This window comes from Streptomyces sp. NPDC005574, assembly GCF_040605435.1.
Lineage (GTDB): Bacteria > Actinomycetota > Actinomycetes > Streptomycetales > Streptomycetaceae > Streptomyces.
Genome location: NZ_JBEXCW010000120.1, coordinates 1 through 20,453 on the forward strand (window position 1 = coordinate 1; position 20,453 = coordinate 20,453).

Below are 20,453 nucleotides of genomic sequence, written 5' to 3' on the forward strand. Positions count from 1 at the left end.
TCTGCTTGGTGTTTTTCGTTGTGGGGGGGGCACACCCCACGGGGGGAAGCCCCCCCACAGCGGTGTGCGGAGCAAGCGGGCGGTAAACCGGGACGGGTGCGTTCTGAAGGGCACGGGGGTAGGTGTGGTGCAGCCGGGGGTGGGACCCGGCCTTGGTCGACGCACGGGGCCGCGCCGGTACGGGGGCCGGAGCCGCCCGGCGTCCCGCGCCCCGCAGCTCGCGTCCCGCGTTCGTCACGTCTGGGGGCAGGTCTCCCTGCGGGGTGTGCGGTGCGGGCGGAGTGCCTGGGCGAGCAGGGCGAGGGAGGAGAGGACGGCCACTGTTCCGGCGTAGGCGACGGACGTCTCGTGCAGGCCGGTGTGCGTGACGGCGATGCCGGCGATGACGGCGGGCACGCTGAAGGACAGGTAGGAGATCACGAAGGCCACGGAGAACAGCTCGCCGCGTTCGGCGGGGGCGGCCATCCGGGCCAGGGTGCCGAAACTGGCGAGCGACGAGGCGCCGAATCCGACCCCGGCGACGACGGTACCCAGCGCGGCCGTGAGCAGGGAGTCCTCCTCGACGCCGGTCAGGGCGACGGCGGTGCCGGCCAGCAGCAGGCTCGCGCCGAGGGTGAGGGTGCGCGAGGTGGGCCAGCCGCGCAGGGCGAACGCGGTCAGCGAGGCCGGCACGGTCAGCAGCGTGACCACCAGACCGCCGACGACATGGCTGGAGAGTCCGAACAGGCCGACGGCGACGGACGGTCCGAGCGAGAGGTACAGGCCGCCGAGGGCCCAGCTCGCGACGAGGATCGGCACCAGGCGCAGCAGGTCGGTCCGCAGATGCGGCGCGATCCTCAGGCGCGGCTGGAGCGAGCGGGCGGCGCCCGGGCGGCGCAGCGACGTCTCCGGCAGCGCCGCAGCGGCGGCTCCGGCCACCAGCAGGGCGGCCAGCAGCAGCGTGTACACCAGGCGGGTGGGGTGCGGCCCGTACTCGACGAGGAAGCCCGTGCCCAGGGCGCCCAGGCCCAGCCCGAAGGTGGGGGCCGCGCCGGTGATGACGCCGGCGCGGTGGGGTGCGTGGGCGGGGTTGAGGTCGGCCAGGGCGGCGCCGAGAGTGGTCATGGCGGCGCCGGTGGCGATGCCCTGGACCAGGCGCGCGGTCAGCAGCAGGGCGACGTCGTCCGCGGTGAGGAACAGCACCATCGACACCGCTTCGAGAGCGAGCGCGGACAGCAGGACCGGGCGGCGGCCGAGATGGTCGGACAGAGCGCCGAGCACCAGCAGGGCCGCGATCATCCCGAGCACGTAGATCGCGAACACCGTGGTCAGCGTCGTCGTGGAGAAGTGCCACTGCTGCTGGTAGACGACGTAGAGCGGGGAGGGCGCGCTGGAGGCGGCCATGAAGAGCACGAAGACGACCGCGAGCGCGGCGAAGGCGGCCGGACGGCCGAGGACGCGCCGACCGGAACCCGTTCGGGACGGGGTGGAGGGTGGGGACGTCTGCTGGGGCAGGGCGGAGGCGGGCATGAATCTCTCCAAACGCAGTGATCGATGCGTTAAGACGCTACCACTAACGCAGCGATCAGTGCGATAATTCCGTCATGGTTGACGCTGCAGTCCAGGTACGCCCCGGTGGCCGCTCCGCGAAGGTGCGCGCGGCCGTGCACCGTGCCGTCGCGGAACTCCTCGCGGAGGAACCCGCGGAGGCACTGACGATCCCCGCCGTCGCCGCCCGCGCGGGCGTCCACGCCACCACCGTCTACCGGCGCTGGGGATCGGCCGCCCAGCTGCTGAACGACGTCGCCACCAGCCGCTTCAGCGGCGACGTCGTCGTCCCCGACTCCGGCTCCCTGGCCGGCGACCTCGAACGCTGGCTCGGCGACGTCGCCACCGACCTCGCCGACCCCGACACACTCGCCCTGATGCGGGCCACCATCGGCTCCGGACCGGAAGGCGGGTGTGCCTGCACCGGTGACCGTCACGAACAACTCAGCGCCATCATCGAACGCGAACGTGCCCGAGGCGGCCACGCGCCCGAGGTGGGAAAGGCCGTCGACTTCCTGCTCGGCCCGCTGTACTACCGCGCCATCTTCAGCGACCAGCCCGCCACCGGCGAGTGGGCACGGGAACTGGTGACGACCTTCCTGGCGGTGTCCCGCTCCCGGTCCGCGCAGCAGTCCTGAGGCGTACGCCGGATGCGGCGCCGGGGTTCCGGGGATCGCCGGCCGGTGTGACCGACTGGATCCCGCACCGGAAGGGCGAGGCGCTCCGCGGCGCCCGGATCCGGAGGGGGCGCATCAGGCGCCGAAGCGTCCGTCGCGGAGCCGTCCGGGAGCTCCTATGCCTCCACCAGTGCGGCCACCAGGCGCGTCATCACGGGCCGCGGGTCAGGCGTGCCCGGCCAGCTGGTCATCAGGAGATGGTGGGCGGTGCCGACGATGGCGAGGGCCACCGTGTCCGGGCTGATCGTCTCCGCCACCCGGCCCAGTCTCCGTTCTTCCTCCAGATAGCCGGTGACGGCCATCTGGATCGCGGTGAAGCCGGGCGCCCCGCCCTCCATGGCCGAGCGGATGCGCTGCGCCGCCGCGGTACGGCTCAGGGCGAGGCCCGACAGGGCGGGGCCGCCCGAGTCGAAGAGCGCGAGGACGACGGCGTCGAGATTCCGCGCCACCGTGCCCTGCCCGGCGAGGCCGGACAGCGCCTGCGCCTTGACCGCCGTACGCGCGAACCGGTCGAGGCAGAGCTCCGCCACGAACTCGTCGAACCCCGCGAAGTGCGCGTGCAGCAGGCCCTTGGCGCAGCCTGCCTCGACGGTGACCGACCGGCTGGTGAGGGCGCCGGGTCCGTCCCTCTCCACGACGCGCTCGGCGGCCGCGAACAGCCGCTCGCGTACGTCCGGCGTCGCCACTCCGCGCGGTGACATGCGGCGCTCTCCCGTCCTGTCTCAGGGGCCGTGACTCCTCGGATGGTAGCGGGGATTGCCAGTTCGGGCACACGCCCATACTGTTTGGGCGCACGCCCATTCTCCTTCGTCCACCCCAGGAGGCATCCGTGCCGGACATCGTCAACACCGAGCAGGAAAAGGCGTGGAACGGCCCCGAAGGCGCGCACTGGGCCCGCAACCAGGACCGCTGGAACGCGGTGAACGAGGGCTTCGACGAACCGCTGCTCGACGCCGCCGGAATCACCCCGGACCACCGGGTCCTCGACCTGGGCTGCGGCTCCGGGCAGACCACCCGGCTCGCCGCCCGCCGCGCACCCCGGGGGCACGCGCTGGGCCTCGACCTCTCCGCGCCCATGCTGGCCGAGGCGCGGTCCCGCGCGCAGCGGGAGGGCCTCGCCAACATCGCCTTCACCCAGGGCGACGCCCAGGTGCACCCCTTCGAGGCGGGCGCGTTCGACGCGGCGATCAGCCGCTACGGGGTGATGTTCTTCGCCGACCCGGTGGCGGCCTTCGGCAACGTCGGCCGGGCGTTGCGGCCCGGTGGACGCCTGGCCTTCGTCTGCCCGGCCGGCGCCGGGCTCAACGACTGGGTGTCGGCGATGGAGTCGCTGCGTGACGTCCTGCCGATCGGCGACTTCGGGAGGCCGGGCCTGCCCGGCATGTTCTCCCTGGCCGCTCCGGACCGCGTCCGTGACCTCCTCACCGCCGCCGGACTCACCGACGTCACCGTCAACGAGACGCAGACCTACGGGACATGGGGACATGGAGCCGAGGACGCGGCGGAGTTCATGCTGGGCTCGGGACCCGGTTGCCACCTGCTGGCACAGGTCGACACGACCGCACAGGCCCGCGCCCAGCACATCCTGACGGCCCATCTGCGCGACCACGTGGCAGCGGACGGCACGGTGCGGCTGCGCAGCACGTCGTGGCTGGTCACAGCGGACCGTCCGTCCCACTGAGCGGGAAGGACCCGTGTCGTCGGCAGGCCCTTCCCGTCAGCGCGCGGTCAGACGCGGTCGGCCGCGATGAGGAGGTACTGGAACGACCCGTCCCTGTAGGAGTTGATGAAGGCTTCCTCGATGCCCGTCACCAGGGAGGATGTGGCCCGCAGTTCCCAGTAGGGCAGGGTGTCGGGGGTCAGGTCGATCACGGCCTGCGGCACGAGGCGGTTGTCGGCCATGGCGCGCAGGTACTCCCGGCGCGAGTGGATGTTGCACTCGAAGTGCGCGTTGATCTGCGAGACCCACTTCGACGGCTGCCCGTACCGCGGATTCCAGCAGCCGGTGATGGTCACGTAGCGGCCGCCGACCTCGAGCACGCGGGAGTGTTCGGCGAACAGGTCGTGCAGGTCGACGTACATGCTCGACTCGTTGTTCCACGACGCGGCCACCGAACCGGTGGCGAACGGTGTGCCGAGCATGTTGCAGACGCGGGCGCGGACATGGTCCTGCATGCCGAGTTCGTGGGCCCGGCTGTTGGCGAAGTCCGCCTGCTTGGCCGACAGCGTGACGCCTTCGACCGTGCAGCCGAATCGCTGGTGGGCCATCACCATCGAGCCACCGCGGCCGCAGCCGGCGTCCAGCAGGGTGTCCCGCGGCTCGATGTCGCCGAGGTGCCCCAGGAGGAACTCGGCCTGGGCCGACTCCAGTCGGTGGAGTTCGGCGATCAGTTTCTTCTCGTACGCGGCGTCCGCCGGGTCGCCGAGTGCGGCGGAGTCGATTTCACCGATGCCGTAGTGGTGGTGGTACAGGCCGTCGACATCGCCGAGGCGCAGGTTCACGGGCCTCGCCTCGCCGTCCCAGTAGCGGGCGATGTCTCCCTGGTACGGCGTCGCCGGGCCGGGGATGCGCAGTGCTCCGGGGACGGAGGCGGGGACGGATTCGGCGGTGGCGGTGAGTTCGGCGTTGGTCACGGATGAGTCCATTCTCTTACCAGAAGTCGGGCAGGCTGTAGCGATAGGTGTTCGACCGGTGCCAGTGGTGGTTGCCGTCGACCCAGGCGGCCACGCCGCGGACGAAGCGCTGCACACTGGGAACCGGACATTCGGCGGCCAGCTGTGCGGCCGCGGACTCGAAGTCGTGCATGAGTTCGTTGTGGATCTCGACCGACTTCAGGTAGGCGTCGCGGTCGGAGAGCCCCTCACGTTCGGAGATCACGACGGGCAGGTTCAAGTGCCGGCCGGGCGCGTCGAGTTCCTTGGTGTACGAGTACAGGTCGTTCACGACGGTCGTCGCGTTTCCCGCGAGGGCGATGACCTTCTGCATGGCCGGTCGGGCGTGCAGGTCCGCCGGAAGCTCGTAGCCGCCGACGGTGTCGGTGATGGTGGGGCAGGGGCGGAAGTTGTTGAACTGGCGCATCGCCAGGTACTCCCACACCTGGGGGACGTGGTCCGTCTGGGCCCAGGCCGCCTCGGCGAGGTATCCCAGGTGCAGCCGGGACATGTCGTGGCGTAGCCGGTCCGCCTGGGAGGGGCTTGCCGCTCGGACGAAGTACTCCATGGCGGAGCGGTAGGCGCGCCGGGGCGCGTCCTCGTGCAGCGACGCCGCCCACTGCGGCTGGTACTCCGCCGTGGTGTGCAAAGCGTCGAGCGCGGTGTGCGCCAGCAGCAGCCGCTCGCCGAGACCGACGGGCGATCCGCCGTGGTCCTCGCAGTAGCAGTCGTCCACGGCGTTCTCGGCCACCATGAGGCGTGTGGCGAGCATCAGGTGGTCGACGCTGGGTGCGTCGGGATGGCACCCGACCATGTAGCGGCCGACGGAGAAGCCGTCGAACTCCTCCTCCCAGTCGTCGGGGTAGAGGGTGACCTCGTCGAGTGCCCAGGACTTGATCCTTCGGCTGACCTCTTCGACCCGCACCGGGTCCGGCTCGGCGATCGGGTGGTAGTAGAGACCGGGGATCGCCTCCCCCTCCGCCGTGGCGGCCGACGGTGCAGGCAGTTCCTCGGGCAGGGAGATGCGCAGGCTCGCCGTGCCCAGACCGGTGGGACCTCTCAGGACCCGTTGCAGCGCGGTGACCGGCGCCGGCGCCGTGACCGACGGTGCGCCGAGGGGTGACGTGGCCGCCTCGGACACCGCAGGGAGCGGGGAGGGCGTGCAGGGAGGGTGGCCGAGGGCGGCCGCGGCCTCGCGGGCGGAGGCCACGGCGTCGGCGAGTACGTGAGCGGCGGCACGGGGCACGTCCTCCAACAGGCCCGATGGCGGTCTCGGTTGAAGGGGATGCGGCTCAGGCGCGGGCATGCGTGCTCCTTGGTGGGTGGGCGGCTGTCCGAGGGCTTGCGGGCATGCGCGACGGACCCTGTGGAGTCCGGGGCGTCGTACTGGCCGTACGGCCGTGGGTCACCTGGGCCGGCGGGCGATCTGCACGTTCTCCAGGACCCCGACCGCGTCCGGCACGAGGATCAGCGTGCCCGGGGTCTCGGCGGTGGCGGTCTGTTCCCACCGGGCGCCTTCGTCCAGCAGGGCGTGCTCTCCGAACCGGTCCCCGTCGGCGAGTACGAACTCCACCCTTCCGTCCCCGACGGTGTGGGTCAGACGACGGTTCACCCGGTAGACACCGCCCTCGGTCTCCACCCACGGCAGCATGCGCAGCAGCCAGCGGGAGGTGATCTCCCGCATCTGCGGCACGGACTTGGTCGTCGTGGCGAGGTTGCGGGCGGCGGCTGTGCCCAAGCTGGATTGCCGGGGCGGCTCCAGCTGGGCTTCCGAGCTCGAGTCAACAGTCATCGGGCAGGCTCTCCACGATCGGGGACGGTGATGCGCGGATGAGGACGACACCGGGCGACGGCGAGCCAGGCGCACACAGGGCGGGAATCCGTCCGAATCCAGGGGGAACACTAATGGCCCCTTTGCTCCCCGAAACAAGGAAATACGCTGACATTAACTCGATGCGCTGATCACGGCCGGGTCATGTTTGCCCTGGTCCCGACGGGATCCGGCCACGATCGGCGACGCCATTCGGCAGTCGGCGCGGTCGGCGTCGAAGAACGGGACCGCCTGACGCCCGGGCCCCGCGACGCGATCCGCGGCACCTGCGGGCGTCCTCTGGCTGGACGCCGCCAGGGCGCACCCTCAGCCGTGATCGCCGTGGCGGCTCGGCCGGCGCCATGGTCGTACAGGACATGTGACCTCACAAGGTGACGCCGCGAGCTCACGCCTTCCAGTGACGGCCTCAACCGACACGGGAGGGCAACGCGACGCGCTGCTCGCCGAGGTCCGCACGGTCACCGGCCTGGGCGGTCGGCGGCGCCGCTTCAGTGGCGACCGACGAGCGGGCGCGAGTCGCGGTGCGCAAAGCGATCGCCGCCGCCCCCGACCGCATCCAGCGGCACGACCCCACCCTCGCCCGGCTACTGCGCGAAACCATCCGCACCGGGGCGTCCTGCCGGTACGACCCGGACCCCGGACGCCCGGTGACCTGGCTGCTCGACCCTCCGCGGAGCGGAGCCTGAAACCGGGCCACGGGCCGGGACGTGCCCCGACCGTCGCAGGCGTCCCGGTGGCAGCCCGACCGACGCCGTGCGGTCGGCGCGGCGTCCGCCACGGAGACGACGGACACCTACGCCGCTTTCTGTGTACGGCAGGCTCACGGCGGCCCGGCCTCGGTCGCCGTGCGGTGAGCCGCGATCCGGTGCCGTCATGTCGCCCGTCTCCGCGCGCGGGGCGGCCGCCCTCGGTCAGGCCGCCGGGTCGAGGAACGTCAGCACGGAGGCGTCCTCCTCGATCAGTGGGGTGAGCGCGGCGTTGAAGGGGCCGCCGTACGGGGCGTGGAGGTGGGCCTGGAAGGCGTCCTCGTCCCGGTACACCTCGAAGATCCAGTAGGCGCGCGGGCTGGACGACTTGGTGTAGACGTCGAAGGCGAGGTTGCCTTCTTCCTCCCGTACTTTCCCGGCGTAGTCCCGGATCAGGCGGGATACCTCGGGCTCGGCTCCCTCTTTGGCGGTGAACTCGGCGAGCAGGGTCTTCTTCATGGTCATGTGTCCTGTCAGTGGATGGAGTTGACGTTCCAGACCCGGGCCTGGTCCAGCTTCACCGAGCCGTTCTCCGCGAAGACCTGCACTCCCTCGTCGGCGGGGTCGGGGAAGATCTGGTCGGTGATCACGGCTTCGCCCGCGCCGCCGAAGACCTCGACGGACGACCAGTCGACCAGGACGCGCAGTCTCACCTTGCCGTTCTCGGCCTTCAGCGGTGCCGTCTGGACGCCCGGAAAACGGTCGTCGAAATCCCCGGCGCCGGAGCGGGTGCGGTCGACATACAGTTCCCGTGTCGCGGTGTCGTAGCCGATGACGGTCGCCTCGCCGCGGGCGCCGGTGCGCACCTTCAGGCCGAACCGCCGGGCGTCCTTGACGGAGAAGGTCGCCTCGATGTCGAGCGCCCTGCCCTCGGCCGCGGGATCGGACAGGGGCTGCGAGGTGTTCGTGACGGTGATTCCGGCCGCGGATGCCGGGGGCTCCTGCCGCAGGGACGTCAGGCTGCTCACCGGTTTGCTCGTCAGGCGGATCCGGCCGTCGACGGTGCGCAGGGCCATCTCCCGGGGGACGCTCTGCGCGCCGCGCCAGGGCGAGGTGGGGACGGTGCCGGCGTAGTCCCAGTTGTTCATCCAGCCGATCATGTACCGCTTGCCGCCCGGCGCGTCCTCCCAGGAGACCGCCGCGTAGTAGTCCTTGCCGTGGTCGGCCCAGTCGGCGCGCTGCGGGGCGGACTTGGCGGGAGCGTCGGCCGCGGTGAACTGGTCGGCGAGGAGGTGACCCCAGCCGCCGGTTTCCGTGTCGACGATCTGGATGCGGGCGGTTCCGCCGGCGTAGGGCCGCATGTCGAAGGAGGCCCAGTCCATGGTCTCGCTGTCAGAACCGGTGGCGCTGCGGACCACCTGGCCGTCGACGATCAGGTTGACGGACGTCTCCTCGGGCCGGGCGCGGGTGTCGGAAAGGACGAGGTGGTCGACGTTGATGTGGCCCCAACCGCCGGTGTTGGCGTCGACGATCCTTATCCGCGCCTTTCTGCCCGCGAGGTCGCGGACGTCCCAGGAGGTCAGGTCGAGGGCCTCGGTGTCGTGTCCGGTGGCGCTGCGGACCGGTTCGCCGTCGACGAGGAGCTCGACGGTGGTGGGGTTGCCGGACCAGGCCGGGTGGTTTCCGCCACCGACGAGGAAGTTGACGTAGTCCTTGTCGAGGGTGAACTCGGGGGAGGTCAGGGTCCCGGTGGTGGCGTCGCCGCCGAGGAAGCTGTCGACCAGGCCGGCTCCCAGCCAGCCGGAGACCTCCTGCTGTCCCGGCAGGGTTCCGGTGGCCGGGGCGGTGCCGAAGGCGTCACCGGTGGTGGTCCAGTCGGCGTAGGTGCCGCCCTCGAAGTCGGCGAGCACCGTGCCCTGCGCATGGGGGTGACGCCCGCCACCGACCTTGAAGTTCAGGTACGGACGGTCGACGGTGAAGGAGGGCGAGGTCAGCGTGCCGGTGGTGGCGTCGCCCCCGTGGAAGCTGTTGGCGAGTCTCCCGCCTTCGAAGCCGTCGACGGGGTTCTGCCCCTCCAGTGTCCCGGCCGCGGGTGCCTGGCCGAACGCGATGCCGGTGGTTGTCCACGTCCCGAAGTCGGAGGCTTCGAAGTTCTGCAGGAGGTCACCTGCGGGTGGCGTGTAGGTGCCCGGTCCGTCGGCGGTGAACTTCCTGCCGTCGAAGTCGCCGACGAAGTACTGGGCGGCCGAACCGCCCGCGATGCCGCCGGGGTTGATGTTGACGACCAGCACCCACTTGACGTGGTTCCTGTCGCCGTCGACCGCGAGGGGGAACAGGTCGGGGCATTCCCACACGCCACCCGTCGCGCCGGCCGGTCCGAAATCGCTGAGCAGCCGCCAGTCCTTGAGGTTCTTGGACGAATAGAACCGCACCTTGTGCTCGGTCGACAGCGACACCGTCATCAGCCAGCTTCTGGTCGGCTGGTACCACTGGACCTTGGGGTCGCGGAACTCCGTGGACCCGATGTCGAGGACGGGATTTCCCCGGTACTTGGTCCAGGTACGGCCGCGGTCGGTGCTGTAGGCGAGGGACTGGGCCTGCCTTCCCCCGTCCTTGGAGTGGCTGGTGTAGATCGCCACCATGGGCGGGTCGCTCCTGGTGCCGAAGCCGGTGCTGTTGTCCCGGTCGACCACCGCGCTGCCGGAGAACACCATCTCCTGGTCGTCGTGCGACAGGGCCAGCGGCAGCTGCTTCCAGTGCACGAGGTCCGTGCTGACCGCGTGTCCCCAGGACATGTTCCCCCAGGAGTCGCCGTCGGGGTTGTACTGGTAGAAGAGGTGGTATTCGCCTTGGTAGTACACGAGGCCGTTGGGGTCGTTCATCCAGTTCTTCTCCGGCGTGAAGTGGAACTGCGGCCGGTAGGTCTCGGAGTACGGCGGGGTGTCGGATGCGAGAGCCCGTGGGGCGAGCGGGGTCGCGGACAGAGCGCAGACGGTCACCGCGGCCGCGAACCACCGGGCGCGGGCATGCCGGGATGCTGCAGAGCTCATGGTGTCTCCTGTGCTGGGGCCGTCCACGCGGCGGAGCGTTCTGGCGCGGACGGAGCCGACGTCGAGACCCCGCCCATGCCGTCGTCCACGGCATCGGCAGGGAATGTCATCGATGACTTGTGTCATCGATGACATCAAGTGGCCCCGATGATGTGGGTACTCCGGCCGGTGCGTCAACGACTCGGACAGGACTGAGCGGGCCGGGCCCCGCTTCCCGTCAGGCGCCGTCGGCGGTCACGAGCTGTGTCACCTGGTGTCGCCAGGGCGGGTTGGGGCCGGCGACCGAGCACGTCAGGGCGGCCACCTGTGCGGCGAACCGGCAGGCTTCGACGACGTCGGCGAGGCGGAGGCTCTCGAGGCGGCCGCCGAGAAGTCCGCGGGCGCCGAGCTGGTGCAGCAGGCCGGCGGTGAAGGAATCCCCCGCGCCGACCGTGTCGACGACGGACGTCACCACCGCGGGCACCCGCGCCCGTTCGCCGTCCAGCGAGACCAGGGCGCCGCCGGCACCCCGCGTGATCACGACGAGCCGCGCACCCGCGGCGTGCCAGATGTCGCACGCCTGCTCGGGCGGCGTGTCCGGCAGGAGCAGACCCAGGTCGTCCTCGCTCAGCCGCAGCACGTCCGCGAGCGCGCACCAGTCGGCCAGCCGGGCGCGGTAGGTCTCGGGGCGCACCAGCAGCGGCCGTACGTTGGGGTCGATGCTGACGGTGGCCTGCGGGGCGGCCGTCGTGAGGAACTCCTCCACCACCGCCGCACCGGGCTCGCGCACCAGGGCCAGTGACCCGGTGTGGACACAGGCTGTTCCGGAGAGGCTCACCCGGGCCAGTTCCGCCGCGGTCCACTGCCAGTCGGCCGTGTGCTGGGCGTGGAACGAGAACGACGCCTGCCCCAGGGCATCCAGTTCCGCCACGGCCAGCGTGCTGGGCTCGACGGCCGGGACGGCGTGCGAGAGGTCCACCCCGGACGCCTCCAGGTGGGCCCGGAAGAGGCGGCCGAACACGTCACCGGACAGGCGCGCCAGGAAGCGGGCCGGAGTGCCGAGCCGTGCCAGGGCCACGGCCGTGTTGGCCGGTCCACCGCCCGGCAGCACACGCAGGGCGAGTTCACCGGCGCCGCCTGCCGGTTCGACGAACGCGTCCGCGACGCACTCTCCCAGGACGGTGATTCCGTGCGGGCTCATGGGCTGCTCTCCTCTGCGGACGTACGGCGGATCGGGGCGCGCCGCGAGGCGGCTGCCGCACGGCCCCGGACCGGGCGCCACGGACGTTGCCGATTTGTGACAGGTGCAAGGCATTGACGTTGCCGGGATGCGGAGTCCATCATCCTCGCCAGGCAGTGTCAACGATGACATATGTCAACGATGACACTGCCTGAACCGACGTACCCGTATGCCGACCGCACCGCTCGCGATCCCGCAGGAGTTCGTTCATGTCACTCACCACTCGTCCGACCCTCTCCCTCCTCAGAGCCGCCGCGTGCACCGGCGCCGCGGTTCTCACCCTGGCAGCCTGCGGATCCGGCTCCGGAAGCGGTTCCGCGAGCTCCGGTTCGGGCGATGTGAAGGTCGGCCTGATCACCAAGACCGACACCAACCCGTTCTTCGTGAAGATGAAGGAGGGCGCGGAGAAGGCCGCCAAGCAGGAAGGCGTCCAACTCTCCACCGCGGCAGGCAAGTTCGACGGTGACAACGCCGGCCAGGTCACCGCGATCGAGAACATGGTCGCCGCCGGGGTGAAGGGCATCCTGATCACCCCGAACGACTCCAAGGCGATCGTGCCCGCGATCCAGAAGGCCCGCGCCAAGGGCGTCCTGGTGATCGCCCTGGACACGCCGACGGAGCCGCAGAGCGCGGCCGACGCCCTCTTCGCCACCAACAACGTCAAGGCCGGTGAGCTGATCGGCGAGTACGCCAAGGCCGCCATGAAGGGCAAGACCGCGAAGATCGCCGCCCTCGACCTCGCGCCCGGTGTCTCCGTCGGCGTTCAGCGGCACGAGGGCTTCCTGAAGGGCTTCGGCGCCACCGACAAGGACGTCGCCTGCGCCCAGGACACGGGCGGCGACCAGGCCAAGGGGCAGACCGCCATGGAGAACTGCCTCCAGAAGGAGCCCGGCATCAACGTCGTGTACACGATCAACGAGCCCGCCGCCCTGGGCGCGTACACCGCTCTGAAGGCCAAGGGCCGGGAGAAGGACGTGCTGATCGTCTCCGTCGACGGAGGCTGCACCGGAACCCAGGCGGTGAAGGACGGCAAGATCGCCGCCACCTCTCAGCAGTACCCGCTGAAGATGGCCGCCGAGGGTGTCAAGGCCGCCGTGACGTACGCGAAGGGCGGCAAGAAGGTGTCCGGCTACACCGACACCGGCGTCACCCTGATCACCGACAAGGCGCAGTCGGGCGTCACGGCCAAGGACACCGCCTTCGGCCTGGAGAACTGCTGGGGCTGAGCCGACGCACGACCGTACGACACCCCGCTCTTCCGCGGGCGGCCGGCCCGCATGATCCCGACGCGGCTCGGGACGGCCGCCCAGCCTGTCCTCCGACCAGGACTTCTGTCTTCCGACAAGGACTTCGCATGACAGCCACGACGACGCCGTACGCCGAGCTGAAAGCTCCTGCCACGGCCCGCAGACTGCTGACGGCACCGACCACCGGCCCGTTGGCCGCCCTCCTTCTGGCCTGCGCCTTCTTCGCCTTCTCGACCGACCAGTTCCTCTCCGGCGGGAACTTCTCCCTCATCGTGCAGCAGGTCATGGTCGTCGGCACCCTCGCCATCGGCCAGACCCTGATCATCCTCACCGCGGGCATCGATCTGTCCTGCGGAGCCGTGATGGCGTTCGGCAGCATCGTGATCGCCAAGATGGCCGCCCAGGGCTCCCTGCCCCCGCTGCTCGCCATCGCTCTGGGCCTGGTCGTGTGCGGCGGATTCGGTCTGGTCAACGGCCTGTTGGTGCAGAAGATCCCGCTGCCGCCGTTCATCGTCACCCTCGGCATGCTCAACGTGGCCTTCGCCCTGACCCACATCTACTCCGAGGAACAGACCGTCACCGACCTGCCCGGCCCGCTGACGGCCCTCGGGCAGACCTTCCCGCTCGGCCACACCGACATCACCTACGGCTCCCTGGTCACCATCGCCCTGTTCCTGCTCCTCGCCTACGCGCTGAGCGGCACCGGCTGGGGCCGGCACGTCTACGCCCTGGGCAACAGCCAGGAAGCAGCCCGCCTCAACGGCATCCGCACCTCCCGCCTGACCATCGGCATCTACACCGTGGCCGGCCTCCTCTACGGCGTCGCCGCCCTGCTGCTCATCTCACGCACGGGAGTCGGTGACCCGCAGGCGGGCCAGACCGACAACCTCGACAGCATCACCGCCGTGGTGCTCGGCGGCACCAGCCTCTTCGGCGGTCGCGGATCGGTCCTGGGCACCTTCATCGGCGTCCTCATCGTCGGTGTCTTCCGCAACGGCCTGCAGCTGATGGGTGTCGCCTCCATCTACCAGACGCTGATCACCGGAGTCCTGGTCATCCTCGCGGTGACCGTCGACCAGATCTCCCGGAGGAAGGCCCGATGACCACCGATTCCCCCACCCCCGTCCTGAGCGCACGCGGCCTGGTGAAACGCTACGGCCAGGTCACCGCCATCGACGGCGCGGACTTCGACCTCCTGCCCGGTGAGGTGCTCGCCGTCATCGGCGACAACGGTGCCGGCAAGACGAGCCTGATCAAGGCGCTCACCGGCGCGCTGGTCCCCGACGCGGGCGAGATACGCCTCAACGGCGAACGCGTCCAGTTCTCCGGCCCGCAGAGCGCACGCGCCCACGGCATCGAGACGGTCTACCAGGACCTCGCCGTGGCCGCCTCGATGGACATCGCCTCGAACATGTTCCTGGGTCGCGAACTACGCCGCCCCGGCGTCCTCGGCAGTGTCTTCCGCATGCTCGACAAGAAGCGCATGCGCCAGGAGGCAGCCGAGCACATGGCCGACCTGAAGATCGGACTGCGCTCGCTCACGCAGTCGGTCGAGACCCTCTCCGGCGGCCAGCGGCAGGCCGTGGCCGTCGCCCGCTCGGTCGCCTGGGCCCGCAGCGTCGTCGTCATGGACGAACCCACCGCCGCCCTCGGGGTCAAGGAGTCCGCCCAGGTCCTCGAACTCATCCGTCGCGTCCGCGACAAGGGCATGCCGGTCGTCCTGATCAGCCACAACATGCCGCACGTCTTCGAGATCGCCGACCGGATCCACGTCCACCGGCTGGGCCGTCGCGCCGCTGTGATCAAGCCCTCCGACTACTCGATGGCCGAGGTCGTCGCCATCATGACCGGCGCGCTCACCGTCGATGCCGACGGCGATACTGTCGTAGCGGATTCCGAGGCGGCGAAGGCCGCCGGCGTCCGGGCCAGTTGATGCAGGACTGACAGCACTCACAGGTTCCGGCCGAGTCCGCGGCCGGAACCGACGAGCACAGGAGCCGTTCCTCCATGGCAGCGAACCGCCGCCCCACGCTGGCTGACGTCGCCCACGAAGTGGGTGTCAGCGCCAAGACCGTCTCCCGCGTCCTCAACGGGGACGGGCCCGCCTCGGCCCGTACCAGGGAACAGGTGCTCGCCGCCGTGGCCAGACTCGGCTTCCAGCCGAACCTCATGGCACGCAACATCCGCGTCGGCGGACCCGACACCACCGTGGGACTGGTCATCCCGGACCTCGGCAACCCCTTCTTCGGAGCGGTGGCCGGCAGCATCGAGGACACCGTCCGCGACCGCGGCCTGACCCTGCTCATGGGCTCGTCCGCGGACGACCCCGACCGTGAACGCGCGCTGACGGACAAGTTCCTCGCCCGCCGCGTCAGCATCCTGATGCTCGTGCCGTCCGTCGGCGCCGACCACTCCCACCTCAAGTCCCACCGCGCCGCGGGCCTGCCCGTCGTTTTCATCGACCGACCGGGGATGGGCCTGGCCACGGACCACGTCGTCAGTTCCAACCGCACGGGCGCCCACGACGGTGTCGCCCACCTGATCGAGCACGGCCACCGGCGCATCGGCTTCGTCGGCGACCTGCCTCTCAACCTCTACACCCGTCGCGAGCGCCTGAAGGGGTACCGGTCGGCCCTGGAGGAGGCAGGCCTCACCTACGATCGCTCCCTGGTCACCAACGCCCACGACCAGAAGGGCGCCGCGACCGCGACCGCCCAGCTGCTCGAGTCGGCGGATCCCCCCACGGCCCTGTTCGCCGGCAACAACATGGTCGCCCTCGGCATCGTCGCCGAGCTGTCCCGCAGCAGGCGGAAGGACATCGCCTTCGTCGCCTTCGACGACGTCCCGCTCGCCGAAGCCCTCGAACCCGCCCTGACCGTCGTCGCCCAGGACCCCGAGGAAATCGGCAGAGCGGCAGCCACCGCCGCCCTGGCACGCCTGGACGGCGACCGCTCCCGCGCCCGTACCGTCACCGTCCCCACCCGACTGATCGTCCGGGGCTCGGGGGAACGCACCGCACCCGCGCTCCAGGTGACCTGACCTCGGGGTCCGGCGAGCAGCACGCCCGCGCGGTGACGGGCCATGGGCTTTCGACGTCGCCGGGGAAGAGTGCGCCCCAACTTGGCCTTACGGCGGTCCAGTTCACCCTGTGGCGCCGCGGGCGGGAGGGCATGAAGGTCCTCACCTCGTCGAATCAGGTCGAGAAGTCACCGCCTTCCGGGCATGACCGTGCTGAGCCGGTCGGACCCGGAAAGGTGATGGGGTCGGCCGCTCGCACCCCGACCGCCCGCAGCAGCCGGATCGCGGCGACCCGCTGGTGGCGCGGGCGGCCCGCGGCCAGAAGTCCGCGCAGCAGTTCCCGTGGCACGCGGTCGGCCGAGGGCAGCAGCGCCGCGGTCGCCTGCCGGACCACCGCCGCCGACGGGTCGTCCAGGAGCGGTCGTACGTCGTCGGCACGCACCGCGTCCAGCGCCCGCAGCCCCGCCACCGCGCAGGCGCGTACCCCGGGGACCGGATGTGTCAGAAGCCCCCGGATCAGGTCCGCGTCCTCGCGGACCCCGCACTCGCCGAGGCCCACGGCGGCGGCGGGCCGGGCGGCGGGGTCGGTGCACAGCGCGCGGTACAGCGGCGCCGGGTCGACGTCCGCCTGACGCAGCACCCACCTGGAGCAGGCCCGCACCACGGGGGACCGGTCGGTGAGGTACGCCTCGGCGCCGGAGTGCCGCCCGATCCGGCGCAGCGCGGTGACCCCGGCCGACCTGACCCGGGACTGCCGGGACGCGAGCAGCGGCGCCACGACCTCGGTGAACTCTTCGGCCGTCCCCTCGCCGAGGGTGGCCACGGCCGCGTCGGCGCACAGGTCCTGGATCACGATGTCGTGCCGGCGGGCCGCCGTCCGCGCGAGCCGCGTCGCGGAGAGGAGCCGTCGTTCGACGGCGACGCGGTGCGCGAGGCGGGCTGTGGCCCGGTCTCCGCTGTCGAGCAGTGCCTCGACCTGCACCGCCGGGCCCGCGCGGAGCGCCACGGTCAGGAGGTCCTGGGCGAAGCGTCCCCGGTAGCGGCAGCCGACACGCAGAATCAGCGTGGCGTGCTCGGCAAGGCGGTGCGGCGGCACCTCGGCCAGGAGCGCGCGGGCCCGCCCCCGTACCGGGCCTGCCCAGTCCGTGCAGCGGATGACCACCAGCGCGAGCAGCGCAGGCCGTTTCTCGGCGTGGGCCGGCGCGGCCTCGCGCATGTGCCCGTCGGGGTGGCAGAGGGCGAGGGCGAGTTCGGCGTCAGCGGGCTCCCGGGACCAGGTGACGTGGGGAAGCGGCGCGTCCTGCTTCCAGGTCAACCGCCGTCCGGCCGGGGACGCCTTCGAGTGGAACAGCTCCGGCTGCCGCCAGGCCAGTTCGCGCACCGCGAGGTCGAGGCCGATCCAGGCCTCCGGAGCCGTCACATCGAGCGCCTCGCTCAAGCCGACTCCGCCGGCCAGTTGCCTGGCGGCCACATACGGCTCGTCTTCGCTGCTCTGCATGGACGAAGCCTAGGTCTGGCTGTCTCCAGGTCTGGCTGTGCCTAGGTCCGGCTGTCCTGGTGACGCCGGTCGAGTGACTCGCGCAGGTTCAGTCCCATGGGGTTGTCCAGGGGAATGTCGCCCTCGCGCACCACGGCACGGGTCAGGGGGCGCAGGAGGCGGGCGAGTTCGTCTCTCTCGCTGGTGGTCAGCGTGTCGTAGGCGGTGGCGGCCAGTTGGTCGGTTCGTTCCTCGACCCCGGTGGTGAGCCGTCGTCCACGCGGGGACAGCTGATCGCCCGAGACGAGCCCTCTCTCGTGGAGGCTCTCGCGTCGTGCCGTCCACTCCGCGTCGTCGAAGTCGCGGGCCGGCGTGTAGACATCGCGCGGGATCCCGCTTGCGATCGCGTGGAGGACGTGTGATTCGCGGCCGCCGATCCCGGCGGCGAGCAGAGCCGCGACGTGAGCGTCGCCGCGGTGTTCACGCAGAAGCGTCGCCGCGTGCCACAGTCGGGCCAGGGGCTCGTCGGGCACCGGCAGGGAGCGGTTGGCCGCGAAGAGGGCTCGGCCCTCGAGGGGAGCCGACCGAGCGGCACGTGTGGCGAGTTCCGCCGCCCGTGCCACCGCCGCGCCGTCGGCTGCGTGGCCCAGCGCCCGGCTGAGCGCACGCGACGATCCTCGTGCGCGAGCCTTCAGGGCCTCGCTCGGCGGAGCGAAGCCCCAGGCCGCCGGCACGGCGCGGCTCACCCGCTCGTGGGTGAAGTTGTAGAACAGCGCGTGCACGACCTCGGCGCCGACAGGGCCCAGGGGAGCGGCTCGTCCGGCGAAGTAGCCCATCCAGAAACCGCGGTAGCCCACCGCCCTGAACTCCTCCAACGGCTCCGGCGCGAAGTAGACGACGGCGTGGATCGGCTCGAGCAGCCGCCACAGGTCCCGGGCGACATGACTCCGGGCCGGCATTGACATGGGCATCGGCATGGCACCCTTCTACGCCTCGATCGCGGGCTGTGTCCCGCACCTGGTGCAACCGGTATCCCCAGGCCGACGGCTGCCCGGTTCATAAGGGGTCGCCGGGTCGCCGGGTCGCAGGGTCCGCCGAGTTGTGCGGCGAACATCGGCGAAGCGGACCCGCCCGTCGTCCCGATCCGCTCGGTGTCGCAGCGTGACGTGGTGTGTCCGGGCGGCCGCTTCCCCGGTAGTCGGGGCGACTTCCGAGACGGGTGTGACGTAGGTCACTGGAACTCGCGTGCACGCGCAGGCAGTTCTGAACGTGACCACAGATATGCGAACCCGGGTGCGAGCTGGAGATCCGGACGCCTTCGCGGAACTCTTCGACGTGTACGCCCGGGCGGTGTACAACCATGCCTTCCGGCTGACCGCCGACTGGTCCGCGGCCGAGGACGTCATGTCGGCGACGTTCATGGAGGCGTGGCGGCGCCGTGCCTCGGTGGAGAGCGAAGGGGGCTCACTGCGGCCGTGGTTGCTGGGCATCGCGACCAACGTGGCCCGCTCCCAGTACCGGAGCAACCGGCGCTACCGGAACGCGGCCGAAGCGGCGGCAGCCGCGGGCGCGGCCGGGGAGCAGGTCGAGGACCATGCCGAGGAGACCGCCGGGCGGCTCGACGACCGGCGTCGGATCGCCGCCACCCTCACCGCGCTCAGCCTGCTCAAACGTCCCGAACGCGAGGTGCTGACGCTGTGTCTGTGGGAGGGCATGGAGTACGCGGAGGCCGCTCGCGCCCTGGGAATCCCCGTCGGCACCGTCCGTTCCCGGCTGTCCCGCGCCCGCGGCAGGCTCCGCAAGCTCGCCGACGCGCAGCTGCTGGGGAAGGAGAGCGCGCAACTGCTCGGAGAGGAACGGGAACCCACCCCCGCGAACCGGCAGATAACAGGTGATCGCGGATACGTGATCCGGTCCGCACAGGAAGGAAACAGATGAACGCCAGCCCCTCCCAGCCGCACCCGGCTGAGTGGACGGAGACCCAGGGCCTCCTGCCCTCCGTCGCGCGGGATCTGCCCGCGGGCCGTCACCGGTTCCACAAGGAGCAGATGATGACCCAGATCCACGAGGACCTCCGCACCGCCCGCGCCGACGGACGGCCGGCCGTCGCCGCGCGACACCGCAACCCGTTCCTGCGCCGTACGGTCCTGCTGCCCGCCGCGGCTTTCGCCCTGGCCGGCGCGGTCGTGGCCGGCGTCGCCCTGTCCGGCGGCAACGGAGGCGGCGGCAGGACCGCCCTGGCCACCGGCCCCGCACTGACCACCCGGATCGGTGCCGTCGACGCCACGGGCGCCCCCCGGCTGCTCGACCGCATCTCCCTGGCCGCCGCTGACATCTCCGGACCCACCCCGCACGCCGGCCAGTTCGTCTACATCGCCTCGAAGGTGGCCAGCACCTACCCCCGGACCAACGGCGACAAGACCACGCTGGTCAGCCAGGAGCTGCACTCCCGGCAGGCATGGAACTCCCTCGACGGCAGGGACGGTTGGCTGATCGAAGCGGGCGAGACGGGTGAGGAGGGCATGACCCTCTCCAGCGACAGTCCGCTCGACGCGGCCTACGACTCCCTGGTCGAGCTGCCCACCGACCCCACGGCGCTGCTGCGGCGCGTCTACCGGGACTCCGACGCCGCCCGGGATCCCGAAGTGCCCCGCGACCAGGCGGCCTTCGTCGCCATCGGTGAGCTGCTGGGCGAGAGCTACCCGCCGGCCGATCTCGCCGCCGCCCTCTACAAGGCCGCGGCCAGGATCCCCGGGGTGGTGGCGGTGGACGACGCGGTCGACGCCGTGGGCCGTCACGGGGTGGCGATCGCCCGGCAGGACGACACCGCCGGCGAGCGCACCGAGTGGATCTTCGACAGGAAGACCCTGGCATTCCGAGGCGAGCGCACCGTGGTGGTCAAGAAGGTGGCGGGCAGTCCGTTCAAGGTCGGCACCGTCACGTTCACCAGCGCGATCACGCAGCGCGCGGTCGTCGACGCCAACAAGGAGGTTCCCGGGCGGGCCGGCTGACGCGGCCCGGCTCGTAGGCCTGGTCACCCGGCCCCGGGGGGGGCTCGGGGCGGGCGGG

Annotated in this window: 18 protein-coding genes and 1 pseudogene; 9 read left to right on the top strand and 10 right to left on the bottom strand. The window is 71.2% G+C overall.

Going from position 1 to position 20,453, the window contains the following annotated elements; all coding sequences use genetic code 11:
• Positions 1 to 234: 234 nt before the first annotated feature.
• A complete protein-coding gene (locus ABZT03_RS38440) occupies positions 235 to 1,509 on the bottom strand; it encodes an MFS transporter (protein ID WP_356048060.1) in 1,275 nt (424 codons plus the stop codon).
• A gap of 74 nt (positions 1,510 to 1,583) precedes the next feature.
• On the opposite strand from ABZT03_RS38440, the gene ABZT03_RS38445 reads away from it, so the two are divergent.
• The gene (locus tag ABZT03_RS38445) at positions 1,584 to 2,165 is read left to right on the top strand and encodes a TetR/AcrR family transcriptional regulator (RefSeq protein ID WP_356048062.1); all 582 of its coding nucleotides are present in this window, start codon (positions 1,584 to 1,586) and stop codon (positions 2,163 to 2,165) included.
• 155 nt (positions 2,166 to 2,320) lie between these two features.
• On the opposite strand, the gene ABZT03_RS38450 is transcribed toward ABZT03_RS38445, so the two are convergent.
• Positions 2,321 to 2,905, bottom strand: a complete 585-nt coding sequence (locus ABZT03_RS38450; protein ID WP_356048064.1) for a TetR/AcrR family transcriptional regulator — start codon at positions 2,903 to 2,905, stop codon at positions 2,321 to 2,323.
• 128 nt (positions 2,906 to 3,033) lie between these two features.
• Here ABZT03_RS38450 and ABZT03_RS38455 point away from each other — a divergent pair, with 128 nt between their 5' ends.
• Positions 3,034 to 3,885, top strand: a complete 852-nt coding sequence (locus ABZT03_RS38455; protein WP_356048066.1) for a methyltransferase domain-containing protein — start codon at positions 3,034 to 3,036, stop codon at positions 3,883 to 3,885.
• 47 nt (positions 3,886 to 3,932) lie between these two features.
• Here ABZT03_RS38455 and ABZT03_RS38460 read toward each other — a convergent pair whose 3' ends face one another.
• From ABZT03_RS38460 to ABZT03_RS38470, 3 genes and pseudogenes are all read right to left on the bottom strand, one after another.
• Positions 3,933 to 4,838, bottom strand: a complete 906-nt coding sequence (locus tag ABZT03_RS38460; protein WP_356048068.1) for a geranyl diphosphate 2-C-methyltransferase — start codon at positions 4,836 to 4,838, stop codon at positions 3,933 to 3,935.
• Positions 4,839 to 4,854: 16 nt separating this feature from the next.
• Positions 4,855 to 6,114, bottom strand: coding sequence for a family 2 encapsulin nanocompartment cargo protein terpene cyclase (locus ABZT03_RS38465; RefSeq protein ID WP_356048094.1), 1,260 nt, complete (start codon positions 6,112 to 6,114; stop codon positions 4,855 to 4,857).
• Positions 6,115 to 6,315: 201 nt separating this feature from the next.
• A pseudogene (locus tag ABZT03_RS38470) lies at positions 6,316 to 6,648 on the bottom strand (hypothetical protein); the annotation flags it as partial.
• A 530-nt stretch (positions 6,649 to 7,178) separates the two neighbouring features.
• Here ABZT03_RS38470 and ABZT03_RS38475 point away from each other — a divergent pair.
• Complete coding sequence (locus tag ABZT03_RS38475) at positions 7,179 to 7,373, top strand: hypothetical protein (protein ID WP_356048070.1); 195 nt, start codon at positions 7,179 to 7,181, stop codon at positions 7,371 to 7,373.
• Positions 7,374 to 7,598: 225 nt separating this feature from the next.
• On the opposite strand, the gene ABZT03_RS38480 is transcribed toward ABZT03_RS38475, so the two are convergent.
• From ABZT03_RS38480 to ABZT03_RS38490, 3 genes are all read right to left on the bottom strand, one after another.
• The gene (locus tag ABZT03_RS38480) at positions 7,599 to 7,892 is read right to left on the bottom strand and encodes an antibiotic biosynthesis monooxygenase family protein (protein WP_356048072.1); all 294 of its coding nucleotides are present in this window, start codon (positions 7,890 to 7,892) and stop codon (positions 7,599 to 7,601) included.
• Positions 7,893 to 7,906: 14 nt separating this feature from the next.
• Entirely contained in the window at positions 7,907 to 10,423 is a 2,517-nt protein-coding gene (locus ABZT03_RS38485) for a GH32 C-terminal domain-containing protein (RefSeq protein WP_356048074.1), read from the bottom strand.
• 217 nt (positions 10,424 to 10,640) lie between these two features.
• Positions 10,641 to 11,603 (bottom strand): carbohydrate kinase, encoded by a 963-nt coding sequence (locus tag ABZT03_RS38490; protein WP_356048077.1) that lies wholly within the window; start codon positions 11,601 to 11,603, stop codon positions 10,641 to 10,643.
• 248 nt (positions 11,604 to 11,851) lie between these two features.
• Between ABZT03_RS38490 and ABZT03_RS38495 the strand changes: the two genes are divergently transcribed.
• The 4 genes from ABZT03_RS38495 (at position 11,852) to ABZT03_RS38510 (ending at position 15,928) form a co-directional block, all read left to right on the top strand.
• On the top strand, positions 11,852 to 12,868 hold the full coding sequence (locus ABZT03_RS38495; protein ID WP_356048079.1) for a sugar ABC transporter substrate-binding protein: 1,017 nt from the start codon (positions 11,852 to 11,854) through the stop codon (positions 12,866 to 12,868).
• Positions 12,869 to 12,996: 128 nt separating this feature from the next.
• A complete protein-coding gene (locus ABZT03_RS38500) occupies positions 12,997 to 13,992 on the top strand; it encodes an ABC transporter permease (RefSeq protein WP_356048081.1) in 996 nt (331 codons plus the stop codon).
• On the top strand, positions 13,989 to 14,822 hold the full coding sequence (locus ABZT03_RS38505) for an ATP-binding cassette domain-containing protein (protein ID WP_356048083.1): 834 nt from the start codon (positions 13,989 to 13,991) through the stop codon (positions 14,820 to 14,822). Before ABZT03_RS38500 ends, ABZT03_RS38505 begins: the two co-directional genes overlap by 4 nt.
• Positions 14,823 to 14,896: 74 nt before the next feature.
• On the top strand, positions 14,897 to 15,928 hold the full coding sequence (locus tag ABZT03_RS38510; RefSeq protein WP_356048085.1) for a LacI family DNA-binding transcriptional regulator: 1,032 nt from the start codon (positions 14,897 to 14,899) through the stop codon (positions 15,926 to 15,928).
• Between the two features lie 154 nt (positions 15,929 to 16,082).
• Here the strand turns inward: ABZT03_RS38510 and ABZT03_RS38515 are convergent, their stop codons facing one another.
• Positions 16,083 to 17,405: a HEAT repeat domain-containing protein gene (locus ABZT03_RS38515; RefSeq protein WP_356048087.1), complete on the bottom strand. Its 1,323-nt coding sequence runs from the start codon at positions 17,403 to 17,405 to the stop codon at positions 16,083 to 16,085.
• A 41-nt stretch (positions 17,406 to 17,446) separates the two neighbouring features.
• Entirely contained in the window at positions 17,447 to 18,355 is a 909-nt protein-coding gene (locus tag ABZT03_RS38520; protein WP_356048089.1) for a MarR family transcriptional regulator, read from the bottom strand.
• A gap of 298 nt (positions 18,356 to 18,653) precedes the next feature.
• Here ABZT03_RS38520 and ABZT03_RS38525 point away from each other — a divergent pair, with 298 nt between their 5' ends.
• Positions 18,654 to 19,322 carry an RNA polymerase sigma factor gene (locus ABZT03_RS38525; protein WP_356048091.1) on the top strand — a complete coding sequence of 223 codons (669 nt, stop codon included), beginning with the start codon at positions 18,654 to 18,656 and terminating at the stop codon, positions 19,320 to 19,322.
• Positions 19,319 to 20,395, top strand: coding sequence for a CU044_5270 family protein (locus ABZT03_RS38530; RefSeq protein ID WP_356048092.1), 1,077 nt, complete (start codon positions 19,319 to 19,321; stop codon positions 20,393 to 20,395). Before ABZT03_RS38525 ends, ABZT03_RS38530 begins: the two co-directional genes overlap by 4 nt.
• Positions 20,396 to 20,453: the final 58 nt, after the last annotated feature.

What these genes read in the sequence shown, in the direction of transcription:
- ABZT03_RS38440 (WP_356048060.1), bottom strand. Translation starts at nt 1,509, where the DNA reads ATGCCCGCCTCCGCCCTGCCCCAGCAGACGTCCCCACCCTCCACCCCG.
- ABZT03_RS38445 (WP_356048062.1), top strand. Translation starts at nt 1,584, where the DNA reads ATGGTTGACGCTGCAGTCCAGGTACGCCCCGGTGGCCGCTCCGCGAAG.
- ABZT03_RS38450 (WP_356048064.1), bottom strand. Translation starts at nt 2,905, where the DNA reads ATGTCACCGCGCGGAGTGGCGACGCCGGACGTACGCGAGCGGCTGTTC.
- ABZT03_RS38480 (WP_356048072.1), bottom strand. Translation starts at nt 7,892, where the DNA reads ATGAAGAAGACCCTGCTCGCCGAGTTCACCGCCAAAGAGGGAGCCGAG.
- ABZT03_RS38485 (WP_356048074.1), bottom strand. Translation starts at nt 10,423, where the DNA reads ATGAGCTCTGCAGCATCCCGGCATGCCCGCGCCCGGTGGTTCGCGGCC.
- ABZT03_RS38490 (WP_356048077.1), bottom strand. Translation starts at nt 11,603, where the DNA reads ATGAGCCCGCACGGAATCACCGTCCTGGGAGAGTGCGTCGCGGACGCG.
- ABZT03_RS38495 (WP_356048079.1), top strand. Translation starts at nt 11,852, where the DNA reads ATGTCACTCACCACTCGTCCGACCCTCTCCCTCCTCAGAGCCGCCGCG.
- ABZT03_RS38500 (WP_356048081.1), top strand. Translation starts at nt 12,997, where the DNA reads ATGACAGCCACGACGACGCCGTACGCCGAGCTGAAAGCTCCTGCCACG.
- ABZT03_RS38505 (WP_356048083.1), top strand. Translation starts at nt 13,989, where the DNA reads ATGACCACCGATTCCCCCACCCCCGTCCTGAGCGCACGCGGCCTGGTG.
- ABZT03_RS38510 (WP_356048085.1), top strand. Translation starts at nt 14,897, where the DNA reads ATGGCAGCGAACCGCCGCCCCACGCTGGCTGACGTCGCCCACGAAGTG.
- ABZT03_RS38515 (WP_356048087.1), bottom strand. Translation starts at nt 17,405, where the DNA reads ATGCAGAGCAGCGAAGACGAGCCGTATGTGGCCGCCAGGCAACTGGCC.
- ABZT03_RS38520 (WP_356048089.1), bottom strand. Translation starts at nt 18,355, where the DNA reads ATGCCCATGTCAATGCCGGCCCGGAGTCATGTCGCCCGGGACCTGTGG.
- ABZT03_RS38530 (WP_356048092.1), top strand. Translation starts at nt 19,319, where the DNA reads ATGAACGCCAGCCCCTCCCAGCCGCACCCGGCTGAGTGGACGGAGACC.